General features: G+C 65.8%; 18 protein-coding genes. 7 read left to right on the plus strand and 11 right to left on the minus strand.

The features are described from left to right. Positions 1-10: 10 nt before the first annotated feature. The 5 genes from F7R11_RS16640 to coq7 all read right to left on the minus strand — a co-directional run bounded on the left by F7R11_RS16640 (position 11) and on the right by coq7 (position 4,568). A complete protein-coding gene (locus F7R11_RS16640) occupies positions 11-1,798 on the minus strand; it encodes a peptidoglycan D,D-transpeptidase FtsI family protein (RefSeq protein ID WP_064805266.1) in 1,788 nt (595 codons plus the stop codon). Further along, positions 1,795-2,130 carry a cell division protein FtsL gene (gene ftsL / locus F7R11_RS16645; RefSeq protein WP_021196110.1) on the minus strand — a complete coding sequence of 112 codons (336 nt, stop codon included), beginning with the start codon at positions 2,128-2,130 and terminating at the stop codon, positions 1,795-1,797. The genes F7R11_RS16640 and ftsL overlap by 4 nt, the downstream gene beginning before the upstream one ends. 19 nt (positions 2,131-2,149) lie before the next feature. Then, the gene (gene rsmH / locus F7R11_RS16650) at positions 2,150-3,109 is read right to left on the minus strand and encodes a 16S rRNA (cytosine(1402)-N(4))-methyltransferase RsmH (protein ID WP_064805267.1); all 960 of its coding nucleotides are present in this window, start codon (positions 3,107-3,109) and stop codon (positions 2,150-2,152) included. 9 nt (positions 3,110-3,118) lie between these two features. Next, positions 3,119-3,547, minus strand: coding sequence for a division/cell wall cluster transcriptional repressor MraZ (gene mraZ / locus F7R11_RS16655; RefSeq protein ID WP_064805269.1), 429 nt, complete (start codon positions 3,545-3,547; stop codon positions 3,119-3,121). Positions 3,548-3,908: 361 nt separating this feature from the next. Continuing rightward, a complete protein-coding gene (coq7, locus tag F7R11_RS16660; RefSeq protein ID WP_021196113.1) occupies positions 3,909-4,568 on the minus strand; it encodes a 2-polyprenyl-3-methyl-6-methoxy-1,4-benzoquinone monooxygenase in 660 nt (219 codons plus the stop codon). A gap of 393 nt (positions 4,569-4,961) precedes the next feature. On the opposite strand from coq7, the gene F7R11_RS16665 reads away from it, so the two are divergent. Both F7R11_RS16665 and F7R11_RS16670 read left to right on the plus strand, forming a co-directional pair. Beyond that, on the plus strand, positions 4,962-6,122 hold the full coding sequence (locus F7R11_RS16665) for a porin (protein WP_064805271.1): 1,161 nt from the start codon (positions 4,962-4,964) through the stop codon (positions 6,120-6,122). Positions 6,123-6,288: 166 nt separating this feature from the next. Beyond that, complete coding sequence (locus tag F7R11_RS16670; RefSeq protein ID WP_064805273.1) at positions 6,289-7,617, plus strand: MFS transporter; 1,329 nt, start codon at positions 6,289-6,291, stop codon at positions 7,615-7,617. A 65-nt stretch (positions 7,618-7,682) separates the two neighbouring features. Here F7R11_RS16670 and arfB read toward each other — a convergent pair whose 3' ends face one another. Then, the gene (arfB, locus tag F7R11_RS16675; RefSeq protein ID WP_064805275.1) at positions 7,683-8,117 is read right to left on the minus strand and encodes an alternative ribosome rescue aminoacyl-tRNA hydrolase ArfB; all 435 of its coding nucleotides are present in this window, start codon (positions 8,115-8,117) and stop codon (positions 7,683-7,685) included. Positions 8,118-8,262: 145 nt separating this feature from the next. Here arfB and trhA point away from each other — a divergent pair, with 145 nt between their 5' ends. Next, positions 8,263-8,880, plus strand: a complete 618-nt coding sequence (gene trhA, locus F7R11_RS16680) for a PAQR family membrane homeostasis protein TrhA (RefSeq protein ID WP_064805277.1) — start codon at positions 8,263-8,265, stop codon at positions 8,878-8,880. A 72-nt stretch (positions 8,881-8,952) separates the two neighbouring features. Here trhA and F7R11_RS16685 read toward each other — a convergent pair whose 3' ends face one another. The 4 genes from F7R11_RS16685 to F7R11_RS16700 all read right to left on the minus strand — a co-directional run bounded on the left by F7R11_RS16685 (position 8,953) and on the right by F7R11_RS16700 (position 15,088). Next, complete coding sequence (locus tag F7R11_RS16685; protein WP_064805279.1) at positions 8,953-10,662, minus strand: long-chain fatty acid--CoA ligase; 1,710 nt, start codon at positions 10,660-10,662, stop codon at positions 8,953-8,955. A gap of 150 nt (positions 10,663-10,812) precedes the next feature. Then, entirely contained in the window at positions 10,813-11,913 is a 1,101-nt protein-coding gene (locus F7R11_RS16690; protein ID WP_064805281.1) for an aminopeptidase, read from the minus strand. Between the two features lie 10 nt (positions 11,914-11,923). Next, entirely contained in the window at positions 11,924-14,014 is a 2,091-nt protein-coding gene (locus tag F7R11_RS16695; protein ID WP_064805283.1) for a molybdopterin-containing oxidoreductase family protein, read from the minus strand. Positions 14,015-14,086: 72 nt separating this feature from the next. After that, complete coding sequence (locus F7R11_RS16700; RefSeq protein ID WP_064805285.1) at positions 14,087-15,088, minus strand: LacI family DNA-binding transcriptional regulator; 1,002 nt, start codon at positions 15,086-15,088, stop codon at positions 14,087-14,089. Positions 15,089-15,310: 222 nt separating this feature from the next. Between F7R11_RS16700 and ptsP the strand changes: the two genes are divergently transcribed. The 4 genes from ptsP to F7R11_RS16720 all read left to right on the plus strand — a co-directional run bounded on the left by ptsP (position 15,311) and on the right by F7R11_RS16720 (position 21,934). Further along, on the plus strand, positions 15,311-17,878 hold the full coding sequence (gene ptsP / locus F7R11_RS16705; RefSeq protein WP_064805287.1) for a phosphoenolpyruvate--protein phosphotransferase: 2,568 nt from the start codon (positions 15,311-15,313) through the stop codon (positions 17,876-17,878). Further along, positions 17,875-18,849 (plus strand): 1-phosphofructokinase, encoded by a 975-nt coding sequence (pfkB, locus tag F7R11_RS16710; protein WP_064805289.1) that lies wholly within the window; start codon positions 17,875-17,877, stop codon positions 18,847-18,849. Before ptsP ends, pfkB begins: the two co-directional genes overlap by 4 nt. 44 nt (positions 18,850-18,893) lie before the next feature. Next, a complete protein-coding gene (locus F7R11_RS16715; RefSeq protein ID WP_064805291.1) occupies positions 18,894-20,600 on the plus strand; it encodes a PTS fructose transporter subunit IIC in 1,707 nt (568 codons plus the stop codon). Positions 20,601-20,764: 164 nt separating this feature from the next. Continuing rightward, the gene (locus F7R11_RS16720; protein ID WP_064805293.1) at positions 20,765-21,934 is read left to right on the plus strand and encodes an ABC transporter substrate-binding protein; all 1,170 of its coding nucleotides are present in this window, start codon (positions 20,765-20,767) and stop codon (positions 21,932-21,934) included. 662 nt (positions 21,935-22,596) lie between these two features. On the opposite strand, the gene argE is transcribed toward F7R11_RS16720, so the two are convergent. Beyond that, positions 22,597-23,799 carry an acetylornithine deacetylase gene (gene argE, locus F7R11_RS16730; RefSeq protein ID WP_064805295.1) on the minus strand — a complete coding sequence of 401 codons (1,203 nt, stop codon included), beginning with the start codon at positions 23,797-23,799 and terminating at the stop codon, positions 22,597-22,599. Positions 23,800-23,802 lie beyond the last annotated feature (3 nt).

The raw sequence follows: 23,802 nt of genomic DNA on the forward strand, positions 1-23,802 counted from the left end.
GATCGGGCCGTCATTGCAGCCCCCCCACAGGTTCTTCCGGCACTTCCGGGGACATCACGAGCTGACGCACGGGCGAATCCGGTGGCACGTTCAAGGCGCGCAGGGTGCCGCCCACGATCTGAGAGAACACGGGGCCGGCCGCCCCGCCGCCGTACCGGTTACCCACCGTGGGCTCGTCCACGCTCACCGCCACGATGATGCGCGGGTTCGACATCGGCGCCAGGCCAATAAACGAGGCGCGATACTTGGAGCGGTCATAACCGCGCCCGGTGTGCTTCCACGCGGTACCGGTTTTGCCGCCCACGCGATAGCCCATCACCTGGGCCTGGGGTGCGGTGCCGCCGGGTGCCGTCACCGTCTCGAGCATCTGACGGACTTGCCGCGCCACCTCCGGCGAGATCACGCGCTCGCCCTGCGGCGGCTGGCCGTTGGTGCGGTACATCGTGACCGGGATCAGCTCGCCATCGTGCGCGAAGATGGTGTACGCATGGGCAATCTGGAACAGCGACACCGACAGGCCGTAGCCGTACGACATGGTCGCCTGCTCGATACGGCGCCACTTGTTGGCCGGCCGCAGCCGCCCCGCCACCGCGCCTGGAAAGCCAATCTTCGGCGCCTGCCCCAGGCCGACGCTGGTGAACATGTCCCACATTTCCTGTGGCTTGAGCGTCATCGCGATCTTGGTCGTGCCGATGTTGCTCGAGTGCTGGATAACCTGCGCGACCGTCAACGTGCCGTAGTTGCTCGTATCGGAAATGGTGGCGCCTTCGAAGTTGTATTTGCCGTTGGTCTGCACCAGCGTGGTGGGCGTCACGCGCTTGAGTTGCAGCGCCAGGCTGATGGTGATGGGCTTCATCATCGAGCCGGGCTCGAAGGTGTCGGTCAGCACGCGGTTGCGCAGCTGCTCGCCCGACAGGCGGGTGCGATCGTTCGGGTTGTAGGTCGGATAGTTCGCCAGTGCCAGCACTTCACCGGTCTGGGCATCCAGCACGATGGCGCTGGCTGCCTTGGCATGGGTGCGCTCGATGGCGGCCTTCAGTTCATTGAAGGTCAGATACTGGATCTTGGCGTCGATCGACAGCGTCTGATCGTGGCCGTCGCGTGGCGCCTTGAGCACGCCCACGTCTTCTACCACGCGGCCGAGGCGGTCCTTGATCACCTGACGCTGGCCGGCCGCACCCGCGAGGTCGACCTCGCGCGCCAGTTCCATGCCTTCCTGGCCCTTGTCCTCAACGTTGGTGAAGCCAACGATGTGCGCCATCGCCTCCCCTTCCGGGTAGAAGCGCTTGTACTCACGTGTCTGATAGATACCGTCGATTTTGAGCGCGGCAATCTGGTCGGCCACCTCGGGCAGCACCTGGCGCTTGAGGTAGACGAAGCCTTTGTCTTCGCCCAGCTTGGTGGCCAGTTCCTTATTGTTCATGCCGAGCAGCTTGGCGAGCTTCTGCATGTCGGTGCCGGGCACGTCGTTCGGCACGTCTTCCGGCACGGCCCAGATGGCTTTCACCGGCAGGCTGGTGGCCAGCACCAAACCATTGCGATCAAGGATCTTGCCGCGCGTGGCCGGCAGCTCCAACGTGCGCTGGAAGCGCTTCTTGCCTTCGGCCTCGTAAAAGCGGTTGCCCGGGCCCTGAATCCACAACGCACGGCCGATCAGCGCCATGAACGCCGCGAACATCAGGAAGACCACCAGCTTCGAGCGCCACATCGGCAAGCGCAGGCCCAGCACCGGGCTAGCAGAGAACTGGCCCAGGCGCGCGCGCGCCGTGGTGCCGTTGGATTTGCGTGCGCCGCTCATGGCCGGACTCCTGAAGCCGTGGGCGCGCTGGCCGCGGCGGAGGCATCGGCCCCGGCCACCGGCACATCGGCAAACCCCTGCAGATACTGCGTACGACCCGCCTGTGCGGGCGACATCTTCAATTGCTTGCTCGCAATGTCAGCAATGCGAGCGCTCTTGCCCAGCGCGCTCTGCTCATATTGCAGGCGCGACCAGTCAGTGTTGAGTTGCTTTTCCTCCGCCTGCGCGCGATCCAGCGCGACAAACAGTTGCCGCGCCTGATGCTGCGAACTGACCAGCGACAGTGCGCACAGCACCAGCGCAGTCAGCAGGAACATGTTCAGGCGGTTCATGGCGTGCGTCTCCGTCGGCTCAGCAGCGTTCAGCCACGCGCATGATGGCCGAGCGCGCGCGCGGGTTGGCCGACACCTCGGCCTCCGACGGCTTCACACGGCCCAGCAAGCGCAATTGCGGCGCCGGCAGCTCATGCGCACGCAGCGGCATCCGACGCATTTCCGGCGCGGCGGATTGCTCCGGGCGCGCCAGAGCCTGCATGAAGCGCTTGACGATGCGATCTTCCAGCGAATGGAAGCTGATCACGACGAGACGTCCCCCCTGTTCCAGGCGATCAAAGGCAGCCTTCAGACCGGTTTCGAGGTCCGCAAGCTCTTGATTGACGTGAATCCGTAAAGCTTGAAAGGTGCGGGTCGCAGGGTCTTGACCCTTCTCGCGTGTCTTGACGGCTTGCGCCACGAGCGCGGCAAGCTCGGATGTGCGATCGAGAGGACCTCGATCCCCGGATTGGCCCCGGCGAGCAACAATCGCCTTTGCAATCTGTACAGCAAACCGTTCTTCCCCATAGTCCCGTATCACCCTCGCAATGTCGCGCTCATCAGCCTCGGCCAGCCATTGGGCTGCGGTGATGCCGCGCGTGGTGTCCATCCGCATGTCGAGCGGGCCATCCATCCGAAACGAGAAGCCACGTGCGCCTTCGTCGATCTGCGGCGAGCTGATGCCCAGATCGAGCAGCACGCCGGCCACCCGCTCCACGCCGCGCGCATCCAGGCACTCGGCCATCTGCGCGAAGCTGTCATGCTCAATAGCGAAGCGGGCATCCTGGATGGTGCCCGCTTCGGAGATTGCTGCCGGGTCCTTGTCGAAGGCGACAAGTCTGCCGCCGGGCCCCAGCCGTTCCAGGATGCGCCGGCTGTGCCCGCCTCTCCCGAAAGTTCCATCGATATAGATGCCGTCGTCGCGCCAGATCAGCGCATCGACCGCTTCGTCTAAGAGCACCGTTTGATGGCGCAGTCCCGAACTGGCTTGGGTTGTCATCTCGCGTCATCAAAAGGAGAAATTCTTGAGGGCGTCGGGCATGCCTTGCGCCATGGCGGCTTGCTCCTTCGCGGTGTACGTGGCGGCGTCCCAGACTTCGAAGTGGCTGCCCATGCCGAGCAGCATCACGTCGCGTTCCAGAACGGCCGCCGTGCGCAATTCAGGTGTGATGAGGACGCGGCCGGCGGTATCGAGCTCCACATCGGCGGCGCTGCCCAGGAAGATCCGCTTCCACCAGTGGGCTTCCATCGGCAGCGCGGCGATGCGCTCGCGAAAGCGTTCCCACTCCGGGCGCGGAAACAGCATGAGGCAACCGTCCGGGTGCTTGGTCACAGTCACCCGGCCCTCGGCCTGCAGCTGAAGCGCTTCGCGGTGCCGCGACGGAATCGACATCCGCCCTTTGGCATCCAGCGTCAGCGCCGACGCACCCTGGAACACGTTGGATTCTCTCTCCGGTCGGCGGGGTTACCGCCTTCAATTGGCTCGCAAAACCGCCTCTTCAAACCACAAAACTACACTTTCTGACACTGTTTCCCACTTTAGAGGAACCATTTTAGGCGGTCAAGGCTTGTCAGGGGCTGCGAGAGGGAAAATTTGCAATCAGAACAATGACTTAGCGAGCCCCGGCAGAGCGCCCCTGCCACTTTTCCCAATCAAATGAAGGAGATAGCGTGATTTATGTAGAAACCACGTGAGAGAACAGAGCGCGACAAAGCCCGCAGCGGCAGGCAAAGGGCCACTGCAGCGCAAGTCGGGCGAATGGTGGAGAGCGGGTTGCCGCCGGGTGGCGGCATGCGGCTCAGATGCGGTAGGCGGCGGTCGTCATGACGCGCGAGGCGGCACGCATGGCTTGACGGATGGGCGCGGGCAGATCAATGCCGCCGGCCTCGCGGGCATTGTCGCCGTGGCGAATCTCGTCGTCGCGCATCTGGGCGACGATGGCGCGCGAGCGAGTGTCCTGCTCGGGCAGTTTGTCGAGATGGCCGTCCAGGTGGTGCTCGACCTGGCGCTCGGTCTCGGCGACGAAGCCGAGGCTGATCTTGTCACCCAGGCGGCCGGCCAGCGCCCCGATGGCGAAGGCACCGGCGTACCACAGCGGGTTGAGCAGGCTTGGGCGGTCGCCCAGTTCCTGCAGGCGCTGGGCGCACCAGGCAAGGTGGTCCTCTTCTTCGCGGGCAGCTTCGTCGAGTTGCGCGCGGATGGCGGGGTCACGCGCAAACAGCGCTTGCCCCTGGTACAGCGCCTGGGCGCACACCTCGCCAACGTGGTTGACGCGCATCAGGCCAGCGGCATGACGACGCTCGGCCTCAGAGAGCTTGGCCGCGTCATCGGCGCCATCGGCAGAAGTAGAGGCACCGGAGGCGATGACGGCATCGGCGGGGTTCGGTCGGCTGGCGCGAGTGATGCCGGCCACGGCGCGCAGGGCGCGGTCGAATTCGGGAAGGAAATTGTCGAGCATGCAGGTCGATCCTGAGATCAGGCGCCGCCGGCAATGGCGTGCGGCGCATGCGTCATTGTACGACCCCAGCCCAGCAAGGCCTTGCGTCCGATCAGATGCGCGGCCACCAAACACAACTGTACGGGATAACCCTGTTGGCATTGGGATCGCATCCAAAACTGCGAGGAATCGCAAGCGCACATCACATTTCTATTTCTGAATTTGAAACAGCCTGTTGCCCGGATCAGACAGCAAACGGGCGTTTGCGAACATTCGTTCGCAAATTTCGACCGAGGCTTGTAACACGTTGCTACATTAATCAGCGACTTCACTTGAAAGTCGTGGGGCGGGAAGACGGGAACGGAGGGTCTGCCTGCCACCAAGTTCAATAAATAAGGATCTGGAGACCGACCGATGAAGAAATCGCTGCTGGCATTGGCAGTGCTGGGCACGTTTGCGGGTGTTGCGCAGGCTCAGTCGAGTGTGACGCTGTACGGCGTGGTCGACGCGAACGTCGAATACGTCAACCATGAGCAGAACGTAACGGCGGCAGGCGTCGCCATTCCGGGCAGCAGCGGTTCGCGCCTTGCGATGCAGGCAGGCGGCCTGTCTTCCAACCGTTGGGGCCTGCGCGGCGTCGAAGACATCGGTGGCGGCCTGAAGAGCCTGTTCGTGCTGGAATCGGGCTTCGCCATGGACACTGGCACGCTGCAGCAAGGCGGCCGCCTGTTCGGCCGGCAAGCCTTCGTGGGCCTGCAGGGCGATTGGGGCAAGGTCACGCTGGGCCGCCAATACACCACGATCTTCGACATGATGGCGAACTTCTCGCCGAGCGGTTACGCCACGCAGTGGGAGCCGGTGGTCGGCCTGCTGGGTGCGAACTTCCGCGAAGACAACGTGATCAAGTACACCGGCGCGTTCGGTCCGCTGACGGTCGTGGGCCACTGGTCCTTCGGCGAGCGCGCGGGCAGCAACACGGCCAACTCGGCCTACGGTATCGGTGCGAACTACTTTGCCGGCCCGTTCGGCTTGGGCGTGGCGTATGACGAAGTGAAGGTGCCGTCGGTGCAGGAACTCGCCGGCGGCCCGGGCAACGACTACGGCCGCGACAAGCGCGCAGCCGTGGCCGCCAGCTACACGGTCGGCCCGGTCAAGGTGATGGGCGGCTACCGCTATGGCAACACCCAGGCCCCGAGCACCGGCACGCCGGCCCTGATTCCGCACCGCGACGATCTCTACTGGCTGGGCGTGAACTACCAGGCAACCACGGCGCTGGGCCTGACGCTGTCGTACTACTACGACAACATCAAGGAAGCGACCATCGGCGGCGTGACGACCAACCCGCGCAAGCCGCAGCAGTGGAACTTCATCGCCGATTACAACTTCTCGAAGCGCACCGACGTGTACCTGACCGCAGCCTATTCGCGCAACGGCTCGCTGAACTGGGATTCGATCGGCTACACGCCCACGGGGATGTCCGTTGGCTACCTGCCTGCCGCATCGCAGACGTACTTCATCACGCCGGACTCGAACAGCCAGCTGGGCGTGGCGATTGGTGTGCGCCACAAGTTCTGACGCGCGGCACAGACTGTTTTTGCCCGCCGCCCCTCTCCTTGGCGGGCGCAGGAAGGCACCTTCGGGTGCCTTTTTGCATGGCCGCACGCTATGCTCTGGCGGGCCGCCCGATGCATGATGGGCGGCCCTCATAACGACAACAACGCGAACCCCACGGGAGACCTGCATGTCCTCTTCGACGCCTTCTACCTTGGCAGCGCCTGCCGCCGACACAGCCACCGATGCCGCCACCCAAGCAAGCCGCTCGCGCATCGTCTTTGCGAGCTTCATCGGCACGGCCATCGAGTTCTACGATTTCTACGTCTACGCCACGGCCGCTGCGCTGGTGATCGGACCGGTGTTCTTCCCGCATGGCTCGGCCACGGCGCAGGCGCTGTCGGCCTTCGTCACGTTCGGCATCGCCTTTATTGCGCGACCGATCGGCTCGTTCCTGTTCGGTCACTTTGGTGATCGCATTGGGCGCAAATCGACGCTGGTGGCCTCGCTGCTGGTGATGGGCGTCTCGACCACGCTGATTGGGCTGGTGCCGGGATACGACAGCATCGGCACATTGGCGCCCGTCCTGCTGTGCATCTTGCGCTTTGGCCAGGGCATCGGCCTGGGCGGCGAATGGGGCGGCGCAGCGCTGCTGGCAACGGAGAACGCACCGGCCGGCAAGCGCGCGTGGTTCGGCATGTTTCCGCAGCTTGGGCCGTCGGTAGGTTTCCTGGCCTCGAACGGATTGTTCTTCGGATTGGCGGTCGCCCTGTCGGACGAGCAGTTCCGCAGCTGGGGCTGGCGCGTGCCGTTCCTGGTAAGCGCGGTGCTAGTGGCACTGGGCCTGTACGTGCGCTTGAAGATTGCGGAAACGCCGGCCTTCCAGGCCGCCATCGACCGGCAGGAGCGCGTAAAGGTACCGGTTGCCGAACTGCTGTCGCGCCACTGGTGGCCGACGCTGCTGGGCGCACTGGCCATGGTGGTCTGCTACACGCTGTTCTATATCTCGACGGTGTTCTCGCTGTCGTACGGCGTGAGCACGCTGCATTTCTCGCGCCCCGAATTCCTTGGGCTGCTGTGCCTGGCAGTGGTGTTCATGGGGCTGGCGACGCCGCTCTCGGCCCTGGCATCCGACCGCTTCGGGCGCAAGCCGGTGCTGATCGTAGGCATCATCGCGGCCATCCTGTCAGGCTTCACGATGGCACCGCTGCTGGGTAGCGGGTCGACGCCGCTGGTCGCGCTGTTCCTCATCATCGAGCTGTTCTTGATGGGCGTGACCTTTGCACCGATGGGCGCGCTGCTGCCGGAGCTGTTCCCGACCCACGTGCGCTACACAGGCGCCGGCGTGTCGTACAACCTGGGCGGCATTCTCGGGGCGTCGATTGCGCCGTACATCGCGCAGGTGCTGGCCTCGCAAGGTGGCCTGAGCTGGGTGGGCATGTATGTGTCGGTGGCGGCAACGGTTAGCCTGATCGGCGTGCTGTGCATGCGTGAGACGCGCGATACGCAGTTGATGTAACCCGAACCCATCCGAACATCTCAAGCGGCATGGCGCCAGGCAAAGCGATTTGCCTGGCATCGCGCTTAATCCCAAGAGGTGGGGCCGGAACGCCCGCGCTTGATGCCACTACGCACACGCTTGCCTTCCAGGCGGCGGGCCTTGGCCGCGCGGGTCGGCTTGGTGGCAATACGTGACTTGGGTACGGACAGCCCAGCCGCAATGAATGCGGCCAAACGTTCACGGGCATCCTGGCGGTTACGGTCTTGGGTGCGAAACCGTTGCGCATCAATCACGAACACACCCTCGTCGGTCAAACGGCGGTCGCGCTTTGCCAGCAGGCGGGCGCGCAACGCTTCGGGCAACGAGGGCGATTGGGCGATGTCAAAACGCAGTTCCACCGCCGTGGACACCTTGTTCACGTTCTGCCCGCCCGCCCCGCTCGCGCGCACAAAGCGCTCGACCAGTTCCGTATCAGGAATGGTCAGATCTGGCGTGATTTGGAGATCTGTGCTGGGCATTTAGGGATTGTAAGGTGGGGGCCGCTGTGGGCTTGGTTGGCCACGGCATCAAGGCACGCCAATCGAAACATGCCAACGCGTGCAAAAATAACGCCTTCGCATTCGCACGATTGCACGCCCACCACGCCTTCCCGGAGATCCACGCATGTATCACGGAGAACGTTTCAATGGCTTCAGCCACCTGGCCGGGGCCATCCTTGCCACTGCCGGCATGGCGGTGCTGGTGACATCGTCGGCGCTGCACCACGATGCCTGGAAGGTGGTCAGCTCCGTGGTCTACGGCACCACGCTGGTCCTGCTGTACACGATCTCGACGCTGTATCACAGCCTGCGCGGCCCGGCCAAGGCCGTCCTGCAGCGGCTGGACTATTGCGCCATCTACCTGTTGATTGCCGGCAGCTACACGCCGTTTGCGCTGGTGACGCTGCGCGGCCCGTGGGGCTGGACGCTGTTCGGGGTCAACTGGGCGCTGGCGGCCATCGGCATTGTGCAGGAACTCTGGATCGGCCGCCGCACGCGCCTGTTCTCGCTGCTGATCTACGTGGTGATGGGGTGGCTGGTGCTGTTTGCCATGGGGCCGCTGGCAGCTGCATTGCCTGCGCCGGGTCTGTGGTGGCTGGTGGCGGGCGGTGCGCTCTATACCGCTGGCGTCGGGTTCTTCCTCTTCGACGAGAAAGTACGGCACTTCCACGGCATCTGGCACCTGTTCGTGCTGGCAGGCAGCGTGTGCCAGTTCATCAGCATCCTGCTGTACGTGGGCTGACCCGCCGCAACACGTAAAAAAGCCGCGATCTCTCGCGGCTTTTTCTTTGCGCCTACGCAGAGTTACGCAGACTCAGGCACGCTTCTTCAACGCCTCATCCCGCAGTTCGCGGCGCAGGATCTTGCCGACGTTGGTCTTCGGCAGCTCGTTGCGGAATTCGATGAACTTCGGACGCTTGTAGCCGGTGAGCTGCTCCTTGCAGAACTCCTGCAGCTTCTCTTCGGTGAGCGTCGGGTCACGGCGCACCACGAACAGTTTGACGACCTCACCCGAGTGCACGTCCGGTACGCCCACGGCGGCCACTTCCAGCACGCCCGGGCACATTGCCACCACGCCTTCGACCTCGTTCGGGTACACGTTGAAGCCTGACACCAGGATCATGTCCTTCTTGCGATCGACGATCTTGGTGTAGCCGCGCTCGTCCATCACACCCACGTCGCCGGTCTTGAAGAAGCCGTCGGCGTACATGACCTTGGCGGTTTCGTCGGGGCGCTTCCAGTAGCCGGCCATGACCTGCGGGCCGCGGATGCAGATTTCACCCGCCTGGCCGATCGGCAGATCGCGGCCTTCGTCGTCGCGGATGGCGATTTCGGTGCCCGGAATCGGCAAGCCGACGGTGCCCGAGAACTTGTCGGTATCGGTTGGGTTGCAGATGGCCGACGGCGAGGTTTCCGACAGGCCGTAGCCCTCGATGATCGGGCAGCCCGTCACCTCCAGCCACTTCTTGGCCACGGCTTCCTGCACCGCCATGCCGCCACCGTTGGCCACGCGCAGGTTGGAGCAGTCAACATCCTTGAACTCGGGGTTGTTCAGCAGCGCGTTGTACAGCGTGTTCACGGCCGGGAACATGTGGAAGCGGTACTGCTTGAGCACCTTGATGAAGCCCGGGATGTCGCGCGGGTTCGGGATCAGCACCGCCAGCCCGCCCTTGCGCATCGACAGCAGGCAGCACACCGTCAGCGCGAAGATGTGATACAGCGGCAGCGCGGTGATCGTGACGATTTCTTCGTCGGCAGCCAGCATGCGACCATCGCGGCCGGGCTTGGTGAGCGCCGGATTCATCCACGCCTCGGATTGCAGCACGTTGGCGACGATGTTCCGGTGCAGCAGCGTTGCGCCCTTCGACACGCCGGTCGTGCCGCCCGTGTATTGCAGGAAGGCCACGTCGTCCGGGCCGACGGAGGTCGGCTTGAGCGCCAGCTTGGCGCCCTCTTCCAGCGCGGTATTGAAGCGGATGCAGCTGGGCAATTCCCACGCCGGCACCATCTTCTTGACACTGCGCACGACAAAGTTGACCAGCATGCCCTTGAGGCCGCCGAGCATGTCGCCCATGCTGGCCACCACGATATGCTTGACCGGGGTGTTGGGCAGCACCTGCTGCAGCGTCGTCGCGAAGTTCTCCAGGATGATGATGGCTTCGGCGCCGCTGTCCTTGAGCTGGTGTTCCAGCTCGCGCGGGGTGTAGAGCGGGTTGACGTTGACGACCACGTAGCCGGCGCGCAGCACGGCAGCCAGCGCCACCGGGTACTGCAGCACGTTCGGCATCATCAGCGCGACGCGGGCGCCGGGCGCCAGGCCACGCGATTGCAGCCAGGCCGCCAGTTGGCGCGAGTACGTATCGATCTCGCCGTAGGTCAGGACCTTGCCCATGCACTCGAAAGCGCGGCGATTGCGGTTCTTCTGAAAGGAATCTTCAAGCAGATGCGCCAGCGATCGATACTGCGACGCATCGATGTCGGCGGGCACCCCGGCGGGGTACTGCTTCAGCCACGGTTTATCCATGGGCGTGTCTCCTGGCGATTGTCGATTTTTTCGAATGGTCGTTCGATTTTTTCCGCATCGTACGCGGATGTTTGTGTCAAAACAATAACTTAGACGGTTCCCTCAGCCCATCGTGCGTGCTTGAAACCGGCGCAGAAACAGCCGCTGGCATCACTTTTGCGTGACCGCGCCATCTGCCCCAAGCAGCGCCGGCGGAGCCAATGCCCGCAGCGTAGCCTCACGCCTGGGCTTAGGCTCGTGCGCCATGGTTTTGACGTCGGCGTAAAAGCGCGCCCAGTCGCCGCCGTCGCGGTGATATAGCGCCGTGAACGCCGGCACCCACTCCAGGTAACTCGCCACGGCGCCCAGATGCGCATTCGACAGCGGCTGCGCAAACCAACGGTCGTAGCCGGTATAGCCGCCCCAGCTTGCTTTGAGCTTGGCGTAATCCGCTTGCAGGCTCGCGAAGATGGCGCGTTTGCCGGCGCGCTTCTCATCGTCCGACACGGGGCTGGCGTACAGCGTCTCAAGCCGGTTGCGATAGTCCAGCAACAGGGCGCGGAATTGTACGCGGCGGGCATCGTATGTGGCGTATTCCGCGCGGACTTCGGGCGTTGCTGCGTCAGCCAGCCAGCGATCAACGCCAATCGTCTCGACTGCGGTGGCGAAGGATTCATTGAAGGCCGTATCGCCCTTGGCATAGACCACCTGGTGCGCCAGCTCATGGAAGATCAGGCGCGCCAGTTCGCCCTCGGGCAGGCCGACGAAGGTGTTGAGCAGTGGGTCGTCGAAATAACCCAGTGTGGAATACGCAGGAATGCCGGCCACATCCACGTCCAAACCCTCGGCGCGCAGCGTGTCGGCATAGGCCTCTGCGACATTGCGGTCGTAGTAGCCGCGATACGTCACGCAACCGACGACGAGGAAGCACCACTCCTTGAGCTTGACCGACAGCTCCGGCGCGGCAAACACGTTCCACACCGCAAAGGGGCGCTTGAGGTTGGCGTACACGCGGTAGCTGCCGTTATCTGGCAGCGCCAACTCGCGCGAGGCGTAGATGCGGATGCTGCGGGCATCCTCCAGCCGCTTGGCGAGCTTGTCGTTGTGCGCGGTGCGGGCGTCTTCGATGGCCTGGTCGATCGGCTCGCGCTGCGCCATCAACGAAAGGTGCCCGGCGACCGACTGGTAGTAGTAGCCGAGGGTGTCGCAACCAGTCAGCAGTGCCGAGCCGGCCAGCGACAGCACCACGCACAGCGCGCGAACGCCACGCATCGCGGCCTCGTCAGGCGGCCTGCGCGACAGGCGCGACCTCGACCAGGCAATCGTAGAAGGTGGGCGCGCGGCCCATGTCGGTCAGGCGCTGGCTGGTCAGCTCGTTGGCGTTGGTGCCGTCGGGTGCCAGCTTCTTCCACCAGATCGACAGGCCGACGACCACACCGCGCCGCGCGCGATCGGTCACGCGGGCGCGCGCCTGCATCGTGCCGCGGTCATTGAAGATGCGGACCAGTTCGCCATCGGCCACGCCACGCGGCAGTGCATCGTCAGGGTGGATGTCGAGGTGCGGCTCGCCTTCGGTGCTGCGCAGGCTGTCGACGTTGACGAAGGTCGAGTTGAGGAAGTTGCGCGCCGGCGGCGAGATCATCGACAGCGGGTAGCGCTTGGCCAGCTCCGGCGTGCTGATGGCCGATTCGTACGGCGGCACGTAGCCGGGCAACGGGTCGAGGCCGTCCTTCGCCATCAGCTCGGAATAGAACTCGCAGCGGCCGGACGGCGTGCGATAGCCGCCACGCGCGAGCGGCGCAGCCGGATGCGCCAGCTTCTGCCAGCCCTCGCGCTTGAGCGTGGCCCAGTCGATGTGCGCGGCGGCCGGATCATCACGGCGGATGGCCTGGGCGGCGATGTCGTCGTCGGACTCGGCGAAGCAGGCATCAGCAAAGCCCATGCGTTGCGCGATGCGGCGGAAGATCTCGGTGTTCGGCAGCGACTGGCCCATCGGCGCAATGGCGGCGTTGTTGGCGAGCACGTAGGTGTGGCCGTAGGCCTTGTGCACATCCACGTGTTCGAGCTGCGTGGTGGCGGGCAGGAGGATGTCAGCGTAGTCAGCGGTGTCGGTCTGGAAGTGCTCCAGCACCACGGTGAAGAGGTCTTCGCGTGCGAAGCCGGCCGCCACCTTGCGCGAGTCCGGCGCCACGGCCACCGGGTTGCTGTTGTAGACGACCACCGCCTCGACCTTCGGGCCGAACGATGCATCGCCCGTATGCAACAGCGCATCGCCGATGGTGCTCATATTGATCGTGCGTGGAAGCCCATGGGGCAGCAGGTCCGGGCGCTGCAGCTTGGCGTTGTCGATCGGGAAGAAGCCCGACGTCGACAGTTGCAGACCACCCGCCGCATCGCGCCATGCGCCCACTAGCGACGGCAGGCACGCCACCGCACGCACGCCCTGCCCGCCGCCGTGCGCGCGCTGCATGCCGTAGTTCAGGCGGATGGCTGCCGGCTGCCTGTCGCGCACGACCGTCGTGCCGTACAGCTTGGCGAGCCACTCGATATCCGCCGCATCGACGCCGCACAGCGTGGCCGCATACTCCGGCGTGTATTGCTGTGCGCGCTCGCGCAGCGCCTCGAAGCCGAGCGTGTGGTTGGCGATGTAGTCGTGATCGAGCAGATCATCGCGGATCAGCACGTGCATCATCGCCAGCGCCAGCGCCGCATCGGTGCCCGGGCGCACAGCCAGATGGCGGTGGCACTTCTCGGCCGTCAGCGAGCGGTATGGGTCAATCGCCACGAGCGTGGCGCCGCGCCGCTTGGCTTCCTGCGCACGCGTCCAGAAATGCAGGTTCGAGGCGATCGGGTTGGCGCCCCAGATCAGGATCAGCTTGGCGTCCTGCACATGCTCAATGTCCATGCCGAGGCTCGCGCCGTACGTATAGCGCAGCGCCGTCGCACCGGCCGACGCGCAGATCGTACGATCAAGCAGCGACGCGCCCAGCTTGTGGAAGAAGCGCGCGGCCATGCTCTCGCCCTGCACCAACCCCATGGTGCCGGCGTAGCTGTACGGGAGGATGCCTTCCGGGTTGCGCGCCGCAATGTCGCCCAGGCGCGTGGCGATGGTGTCGAGCGCCTCGTCCCACGTGATGGGTTCGAACTTGCCCTCACCTTTGGCACCCACGCGCTTCATCGGCGTGAGCAGGCGGTTCGGGTGGTACGTGCGTTCGGCGTAGCGGTTGACCTTGGTGCACAGCACGCCGGCCGTGGTCGGGTGATCCGGGTCGCCCTGCACGCGGGTGGCGCGGCCGTCTTCCACGGTGACGAGCAAGGCACAGGTGTCGGGGCAATCGTGCGGGCAAGCCGCACGGATGACTTGGGTGGACATCGGGGACTCCGGAGTGGGGTGGCGGCCGCATAACGTGCGTGACCGCGATGATCCGGAAATTGTAATCGCCCGCTACGCGCCACGCAGCGGGGTGGAACCCCGCGTCACCAAGCGCCCTGTCAGCAAGACGCGCCGGATGGGCAAGTCAGGTTGCGCAAGGCGATCCTGCAACATCGCCATCGCCATGCGACCGATGTCATACACCGGTTGCTCGATCACGGTGATACCGGGGCCAGCCAGTTCCGTCCACGGCTCGTTGTCAAACCCGGCCACGGCGATGTCGCGCGGCACTTCCAGCGACAGGCGGCGCAGCGCCCGCAGCACGCCCAACAGCGATTGCGCGTTACTGGCGACCAGCGCGTCGGGGCGTTCGCCCGACTGTTCACTCGCCGATAGCCATGCCAGCGTCTCGGCCTCGGCGGCCTCGGCGGTGGGCAGGATGAAGCGCGCCTCGGCCGTCAGCCCATTGCGCGCCAGTGCGGCGGCGAAGCCGGCCTGGCGCTCGGCCCCGGTGCTGCTGGTGCGCCCGAACAGCCCGCCGATGCGGCGATAGCCCTGCGATGCCAAGTGCTCAGCTAAACCCTGCGCGGCCTGCTGGTTGTCGAGCACCACAGCATCCACACCACATGCCGGGCCGGCGCGGTCGATCAGCACCATGGGGTAGCCCAGGTCCACCGGTTGCTGCGCTTCGGCAATCCCCCGTGTGGGCGAAAGGATCACCCCGGTCACGCGCTCCTCCGCCATCAGGCGCAGGTACATCGCCTCCTTCTCGGGGTCTTCATCGGAATTGCAGAGGATCACGCGCAGACCAGCGGCGTAGGCGGCGTCTTCCACCGCGCGGCTGACGCTGGTGAAGAACGGGTTGCGGATGTCCGACACGATCAGCCCGACCGTCTGCGCCTGCTGCGAGCGCAGCCGCCGCGCCGACAGGTTCGGCCGATACCCTGACGCCGCCACGGCCGCATCGACGCGCTTGCGCAATTCCACGCTCACTGGGCCGCCGGCCAGCGCACGCGACACGGTCGCCACCGACACACCCGCCGCCGCCGCCACGTCCTTAATCCGAACCGTCATGCTGAAATCGTTTCCACAAAAACCTCATGATAGCGAAAGGCGACACAGCCACCAATGTCGACGCCTCTCAGGGAAAACCCCGTAAACAGCGGAATCACCGTCACTTTACGCGGCGGCGCACATTGACACCCCAACTGTAATCGATTTCAATTCGCCATCATTGATGACACGTATGCCGGGCCGCGACCTTGTGAGCCCGGCAGCCGCAGGAGACTCCGCCGCATGGCTTCCGCCCTGATCTGCGCCGAACGCATCCGCTTGCAGCAGCACGCCACCGACAAGGCCAGCGCCATCCGCGCCGCAGGCCAGTTGCTGGCCGATTCCGGCTGTATCGACCCCTCCTATATCGACAGCCTCTTGCGCCGCGAAACCGTGGCCAACACGTTTCTCGGGCACGGCGTCGCCATCCCGCACGGCATGGGCGAAGACCGTCACCTGATCCGCCAGACGGGCATTGCCGTGCTGCAGTTTCCTGAGGGGCTGGAATGGCACCCCGGGCAGACCACGCATCTGGTCTTCGCCATTGCCGCGCAGTCGGATGAGCACATCGCACTGCTGCGCCGGCTGACGCGATTGCTGAACGATGACGCGCGACTGCGCCAGCTCTTCACCACCCAGAACGCTGAAGACATCGTCGCCGCGCTCTCCAGCGACGTACCGCCCCCGGTGGCCAGCGCCCCGGGCACGGACCTCGCCGAGCAGCGCACGCTCACGCTGGAGTACCCCAGCGGCCTGCACGCCCGCCCCGCCGCGCAGTGGGTGGAAGCCGCGCGCCGGTTTGCTGCGCGCATCCAGGTCCGCCATGGCGATGAGACGGCCGATGCCAAGAACCTCGTCGCGCTGCTTCAACTGGGGCTCGCTGCTGGCAGCACGCTGACGCTGTCCGCCGAAGGTCCGGACGCGGCCGCCGCGCTCGACGGCCTGCAGCAGACCATCCGCAGCCTGACCGCGCAGGAACGGGCCCAGGCCGCGCGCGACACGCAAGCCGCCCGCGCACGCCAGACCGCGCACGGCTGGCAAGCCGATGCCGCTGCGCCCGCTATCGGCGGCATTGCGGCGAGCCCGGGGCTGGCGATCGGGCCTGTCCACGTGCTGCAGCATGGCGCGGCCACGGTGCCCGATCACCCCGTCGCCCTCACCACGGGCGGCGACCTGCTGGACAAGGCCCTGGCCGACACACGCGCCGAACTGGCCGCCCTCGCCCACGACACCGCCGCCCGCATCGGCGAGGCCGAAGCCGGCATCTTCAAGGCCCAAGCGGAATTGCTGGGCGATACCGACCTGATGACGCTGACCTGTCAGGCAATGGTCGAAGGCCACGGCGTGGCCTGGTCGTGGCATCAGGCGGTGGAGCGACTGGCCGAACGGCTGGCCGCGTTGGGCAACCCGCTGCTGGCTGCACGTGCGGCAGACCTGCGCGACGTGGGGCGGCGCGTGCTGGGGCATATCGATCCAGCGTTGCGGGGCACGTCGCAAACGCTGCCGGACACGCCGTGCATCCTGGTTGCGGCCGACCTGTCGCCGTCGGACACGGCCGCGCTGGATACGCGCTGCATCCTCGGCATCGTCACTGCGCAAGGCGGGCCGACCTCGCACACTGCCATCCTGACGCGCACGCTGGGCATTCCCGCCGTCGTAGCCGCCGGCCCCGCTGTACTGGATGTGGCGCCTGGCACCCAGGTCATCGTAGATGGCACCGGCGGCCGGATGGTGCTGGACCCGGATGTCGCCACCGTCGCCAGCGCGCGTGCCTGGCTGCAAGAAGACGCCGCGCGCACGCAACGCGAACAGGCTGAACGTAGCCTGCCCGCCCGTACCCGCGACGGCCATACGGTAGAGATCGCCGCCAACGTCAACCTGCCCGCGCAGGCCGCCGAGGCCATCACGCTGGGCGCGGAAGGCGTGGGCCTGATGCGCACGGAATTCCTCTTCCTCGAACGCGATCACACGCCCGACGAAGACACGCAATACGCCGTCTACGCCGAGATGCTCAAGGCCCTGAACGGCCGGCCGCTGATCGTGCGCACGCTCGACATCGGTGGCGACAAGCAGGTGCCGCATCTGAACCTGCCCACGGAGGAAAACCCCTTCCTCGGCGTGCGCGGCGCGCGCCTGTTGCTGCGCCGACCCGACCTGATGGAGCCGCAATTGCGCGCGCTATATCGCGCCGCGCGCGATGGCGCGGATAACGCCGGCGAGCATGGCGACAGCAGCGCCCTGTCGATCATGTTCCCGATGATCACCTCGGAGAGCGAGGTCATCGCCCTGCGCGCCGCATGCGAACGCATCCGCACGCAGGTGAACGCGCCCCACGTGCCGCTCGGCATCATGGTGGAGGTGCCCGCCGCCGCGCTCCTGGCCGACCGGCTGGCCGAGCATGTCGACTTCTTCTCCATCGGCACCAACGACCTCACGCAATACACGCTGGCGATCGACCGCCAGCACCCGGACCTCGCCGCCGAGGCCGATAGCCTGCACCCCGCCGTGCTGCGCCTGATCCAACAGACCGTGCAAGGTGCGGCGCGCCAGAAGCGCTGGGTGGGCGTGTGCGGCGGCCTGGCGGGCGATCCGTTCGGCGCGCTGCTGCTGACGGGCCTGGGCGTACACGAGCTGTCGATGAGCCCGCGCGACATTCCGCCCGTCAAGGCGCGGCTGCGCGAGGCGGATTTCACTGCGCTCAGCGCGCTGGCCAACCGCGCCCTCGCCTGTGCGTCCGCCCAAGACGTGCGCGCACTGGAAGCGACCCTGCCCAAGGCCGCCGCCGTTGGTAAGGAGCAGGCCGCAGCATGAGTACGAAGACAAGTACAAGCGCAAGCGCACGCATCGTCACCGTGACCCTCAACCCGGCCATCGACATGACGGTCGGGCTGGACCACCTCGAACGCGGCCGCGTCAACCTCGGCCGCAGCGTCACACACCAGGCCGGCGGCAAGGGCGTCAACGTGGCCGGCTGCCTGGCCGACTGGCACGTGCCCGTGGTGGCAACCGGCCTGCTGGGCGACACCAATGCGGCGTTGTTCGAAGCGCTGTTCGCGCGCAAGGGTGTGCTCGACGGCTTCTGCCGCGTACCGGGCAGCAACCGCACCAACATCAAGATCAGCGATGCCTCCGACGGGCAGACCACCGACATCAACCTGCCCGGCATCGACGCCACGCCGGCGGATGTGGAAGCGCTGTGCAAACGCATCGACGCGGTTGCTGACGTGGCAGGCGTTGCGCTGTGCGGCAGCCTGCCGGGCGGGCTGCCCGCCGATACCTATGCACAGCTGCTTGCGCGGTTGAACCAACGTGGCGTGCGCACCCTGCTCGACACCAGCGGTGCGCCGCTCACGCAGGCGCTGGCGGCACCACGCGATGCCCTGCCGACGGCCGTCAAGCCGAACCGGCACGAGCTGGAACTGTGGGCCGGCACCGCGCTGCCCACGCTGACAGACGTCGTAGACGCCGCACGCGGTATCCACGCGCGCGGGGTGGCACAGGTCATCGTCTCGCTGGGTGAAGACGGCGCGCTGTTCGTCACCGCAGAGGGCACGTGGCAGGCCAGCCTGCCGCCCGTGCGCGCCGCCAGCACCGTCGGCGCGGGTGATGCCATGGTGGCCGGCGTGCTGGCCGGCTGGCATGCCGGCGCGAGCACCGAAGACACCGTGCGCCTGTCGGTGGCCTTTGCCGCCTGCAAGCTGCAACGCCTGGGCCCGCACCTGCCGGCACCCGCGCTGGTGCGTGAACGCGCCGCCGCCGTCCGCATGCAACGCGTGGCCTGACGTCCACAGCAACCTCCGCAGTCAACATCATCAAGGAGCCGACCATGGCAAACCTGTTGGCAATTCTCGGCGCGGACGGCCGCACGACCCGCGCCATGCTCGCCGGTGCCGCGCTGCGCCACGCCGCGCGCGAGTCCGGCTGCAAGCTCGACGTGGATGTGCGCAGCCCGGACACCCTGCCGACGATCGATACCAAAGCGCTCTCGACCGCCGATGCCGTCGTGTGGGCGGGCGTCTCCCCAGACAACGCCGCGCGCCAGGCCAACCCGCGCACGATCGAGGTCACGATCGACGAGGTGCTCGACAATGCGCGCGCCGTGCTCGACCGCATGGTCCACGGCGCCCCGGCCCCCGTCACCCACGTCACGCCGAAGCGCATCGTCGCCATCACCTCATGCCCGACCGGGATCGCGCATACCTTCATGGCGGCTGAAGCGTTGACGCAAGCCGCTGCCGCGCTCGGCCACGCCATCCACGTGGAAACGCAAGGCTCGGTGGGGGCACAGAACACGCTGTCCGCCAAAGCCATTGCGGATGCCGATCTCGTATTGATTGCCGCGGACACGCAGGTGGACGTGTCGCGCTTTGCCGGCAAGCACGTCTTCCGCGCCAGCACCAAGGCGGCCATCCACGATGGGCAAACGCTGATCCGCCGCGCGCTGGACGAGGCCACGGTGGAAGCGGCTGCCATCCAGTCGGCCAGTGCGGCTGCCCCCGCCGAACAACAGCGCACCGGCCCTTACAAACACCTGATGACCGGCGTGTCGTTCATGCTGCCCTTCGTGGTGGCGGGCGGCATTTTGATTGCGCTGTCCTTTGCGCTCGGCGGCATCTATGTGACGGAGGCATCGGCGAGCGGCACGCTGGGCGGCGCGCTGTTCCAGATCGGCGCCAAGTCGGCCTTTGCGTTGATGGTGCCGGCGCTGGCCGGGTACATCGCGTACTCGATCGCCAGCCGGCCCGGCATTGCACCGGGCATGGTCGGCGGCATGCTGGCGGCCAGTCTGGGGGCAGGTTTTCTTGGCGGCATCGTGGCGGGCTTCGTGGCCGGCTACGGCACGGATGCGATCAACCGCTGGCTGAAGCTGCCGCGCAATCTGGAAGGTCTCAAGCCCGTGCTGATCCTGCCGGTGCTGGGCTGTCTGCTCACCGGGCTGGTGATGCTGTACGTGGTGGGCGCGCCGGTTGCGGCATTGCTGGGCGCGCTCACCCACTGGCTGCGCGGCATGCAGGGCGCAAACGCCGTCCCGCTGGGGGCGCTGCTGGGCGGCATGATGGCCTTCGACATGGGTGGCCCCATCAACAAGGCGGCCTATGCCTTCAGCACGGGCCTGATCGGCGCCCAGGTCTACACGCCGATGGCCGCCACCATGGCCGCCGGCATGACGCCGCCGTTGGGCATTGCGCTGGCGGCATGGCTGTTCCCCTCGCGCTTTACCAGCGACGAGCGCCAGGCTGCCCGCGCCACGGCTGTGCTGGGCCTCGCCTTCATCAGCGAGGGCGCCATCCCGTATGCGGCGCGTGACCCGCTGCGGGTGATTCCCGCCCTTGTGGTCGGCTCGGCGTGCGCGGGTGCGCTGTCGATGCTCTTCGGAGTGGAGTTGCGTGTACCGCACGGCGGCGCCTTCGTGCTGCCGATTCCAAATGCCGTCACGCACCTGGGCGGCTACGTGATCGCGCTGGTGGCCGGCACCGTCATCACCACGGTGCTGCTGGCGGTGATGAAGCGCCGCGTTGCCGAGGCAAGCTGACGCGCCACCGCCCCTCGTTCTTGAAAGGAGCCGCGCACATCACGCGGCTTCTGTGTCTCAAAAACGCTCAAAACTGCCGCAAACACCCCGATTTGGCTTGCCTGCCCAGCCTGTTTCGCTATGATGCCGGCAATTCAAATGTAAATTTCTTCGGGGGAAGAGCCATGCAGGCACGCAGCATCACGCGTCGGCTGGCGGCGTTCGTCGTCAGCGCCATCGGCATCACAACAATGGCAGCCGCAAGTACGGCACAGGCAGAAACCGGCGTCACCAACGACACCATCATCGTCGGCCAATCCGCGCCGATGAGCGGCCCGGCCGCCGCGCTCGGCCAGCAGATGAACCTGGGCGCCAAGCTGTACTTCAACGCGGTCAATGCCGCGGGCGGCGTCAACGGCCGCAAGATCGAACTGAAGGTGCTCGACGATTTCTACGAGCCCGATGCCACCGCGCGCAATACCAAGACGCTGATCGACAACACCAAGGTCTTCGCGCTGTTCGGCTACGTCGGCACGCCGACCAGCCTGGCTGCACTCAAGCTGGCCACGCCCGCAGGCGTGCCGTTCTTCGCGCCCTACTCCGGTGCGATGGCGCTGCGTGAGCCGTTTGCGCGCAACGTCTTCCACGTGCGCGCCAGCTACAACGACGAGACCGCCGCCATCGTGCAGCAGATCCGCACGACCGGCCTCAAGCGCATCGCCGTGATCTACAACGACGACGCCTACGGCAAGTCCGGCCTGGACGGCGTGCAGCGTGCGCTGGGCACCGCGGCCGGTCAGGGCGTAACGCTCGTGGCGCAAGCCAGCGTGCCGCGCAACACCGCCGACGTGAAGAACGCCATCAGCACCGTGCTGGCGCAGAAACCGGAAGCGGTCGTCGTCATCAGCGCGTACCAGACGGTCGCCGCACTGGTGAAGGGCGCGCAGGAACAAGGCTATGGGGGCCAGTTCTATAACGTGTCGTTTGTGGGCACCAGGGCGCTGGCCGATACGCTGGGCAAGGCTGGCGGCGGCGTGATCATCTCGCAGGTGATGCCGTATCCGAAGACGGCGTCGTCGCCGCTGGTGCGCGAGTACCAGAAGCTGCTCAAGACCGAGGGCATCTCCGACTTTGACTACGGCAGCATGGAAGGCTACGTGGCCGCCCGCGTGTTTGTGGAAGGCCTCAAGCGCGCAGGGCGTGACCTCACGCGCGAGAAGTTCATCGGGGCGCTGGAGTCGATGGGCAATTACGACGTGGGCGGCTTCAACGTCAATTTCTCGCCGAGTAACCATGTCGGCTCGAAGTTCGTCGAGATGACGATCATCAATTCGAGTGGGCAGGTGATCCGCTGAGTGAGCATCCACATCGCCAAAAAGAAACCGGGCCGTGTGCCCGGTTTTTTTGTGCGTGCGTGGGGCGCTGTGTCCCGAACGCCATGGTGTGAGACGCGCACTTGGCGCTCGCAGACTCAGGTTCGGCTTTCGGGGAGTCGCGCCTGAGTCTCAGAGACTCGCCGTCGACTCTTGGAGACCCGATGGGTGACTCTCGGAGCGGCGTGCTTGGGTCTCAAAGACTCGCGGTTGGCTCTCGGAGTGCCGTGTTTGGGTCTGAAAGACTTGCGATTGGCTCTCGGAGACTCGATGGGTGGCTCTTGGAGAGGCGTGATCGGGTCTCGAAGACTCACCGTCGGTTGGTTGGGCCTCACGGTTTGGTGTTGGTGGTCCACCTCCGTTTCGTCCCCTGCCGGGGCCGACTCACTTTCTCGGTCTTGCCAGAGAAAGTCAGCAAAGAGAGGCGCGCCCGAGATGGCGACTTCCCCTTGAATTTTCATAACCGGGCGGGGATGGGGAAAACTCGCTTCGCTCAGACAGTTCCCCATCCTTTTTTCCGCCCGCTTACGAAAATTCAAGGCGCCATCAAGGGCAGGAACGGCCAAACCAGCGGTGTGCGCGTTGTGGCGCCGTGGCAGTGTTGGTGTGGTTCCGTGGCCGTGGGGCTGCGCCCCGGCGACTGCTCAGGCGGGCAGCAACTGCGGTTGCCGCTGTGCCAGCCGCCGCATGAACGCCTCGCACTGCGCGATCTGCGTCAGTTCGATGTATTCGTTGGGCTTGTGCGCCTGTTCGATATTGCCGGGGCCGCACACCACCGTTGGAATGCCCGCGCGTGAGAACAGGCCCGCTTCAGTGCCATAGTCGACTTTGCCCGCCTTACCGCGGTTGTCAGCCAACGCTTGCGCCAGCGCAACCAGTTCGTGCGAGGGTGCGATGGATAAGCCCGGTGTGTTGGCTTTGATGGCGAAGCTGATGTCGGCGTCGCTGGCGATGCGGCGCATCTGCGGCAGCAGCGTGTCGTGCGCATAGCGCTCGACCTCGCCAAACAGCCAATCCGGATCGGTACCCGGCAGGTAGCGGAAATCGAAGGTGAACTCGCAATCGCGCGGCACCACGTTAGTGGCGATGCCGCCTTTGATCGTGCCGGTATTGAGCGTGGTATGCGGCACGACAAAGGCACCGTCGCGCGCCTCCTCCGCTTCAAGCCGTGCGGCCAATGTGCGGATGTGTGCGATCAGCAGCGCCGCAAACTCAATCGCATTCACGCCCTGCGGGGTGAGCGCGGAATGCGCCTCCTTGCCGCGCACGCAGCAGCGGTATTCGCGCTTGCCCTTGTGCGCGATGATGGCGCGCATCGAGGTGGGCTCGCCGACGATGCAGCCGGCGGGCCGGATGCCGTTGGCTTCCAGATCGCGCAGCAGGCCGCGCACGCCCACGCAGCCAATCTCTTCATCGTACGAGAGCGAGAGATGGAAGCTGGCATCACCCTCCGCCGCCATAAAGTCCGGCACATGCGCGAGTGCAACGGCAATGAAGCTCTTCATGTCGGCAGTGCCGCGCCCATAGAGGCGGCCATCGCGGAGCTGCGCATCGAACGGGTTGGTGTCCCACGGCTGACCATCCACGGGCACCACATCGGTGTGCCCTGACAGCACCAACCCCGGCTTGCGCCCCGGCGATAGCGTGGCAAACAGATTGGCTTTACCACCGGTCGCGTCGTAGGTCAGGCGGCAATCGGCACCCTGCGCGCGCAGGCGATCGCGCACCCACTCGATCAAGCCCAGGTTGGAATTGCGGCTGACGGTGTCGAACGCCACCAGCGTGCGGATCAGTTGCAGGACATCGGCGGAGGGTTGCAGCGCAGCAGAAGTGGCGTCGGCGGGCATGGT

This window comes from Ralstonia insidiosa (assembly GCF_008801405.1).
Lineage (GTDB): Bacteria > Pseudomonadota > Gammaproteobacteria > Burkholderiales > Burkholderiaceae > Ralstonia > Ralstonia insidiosa.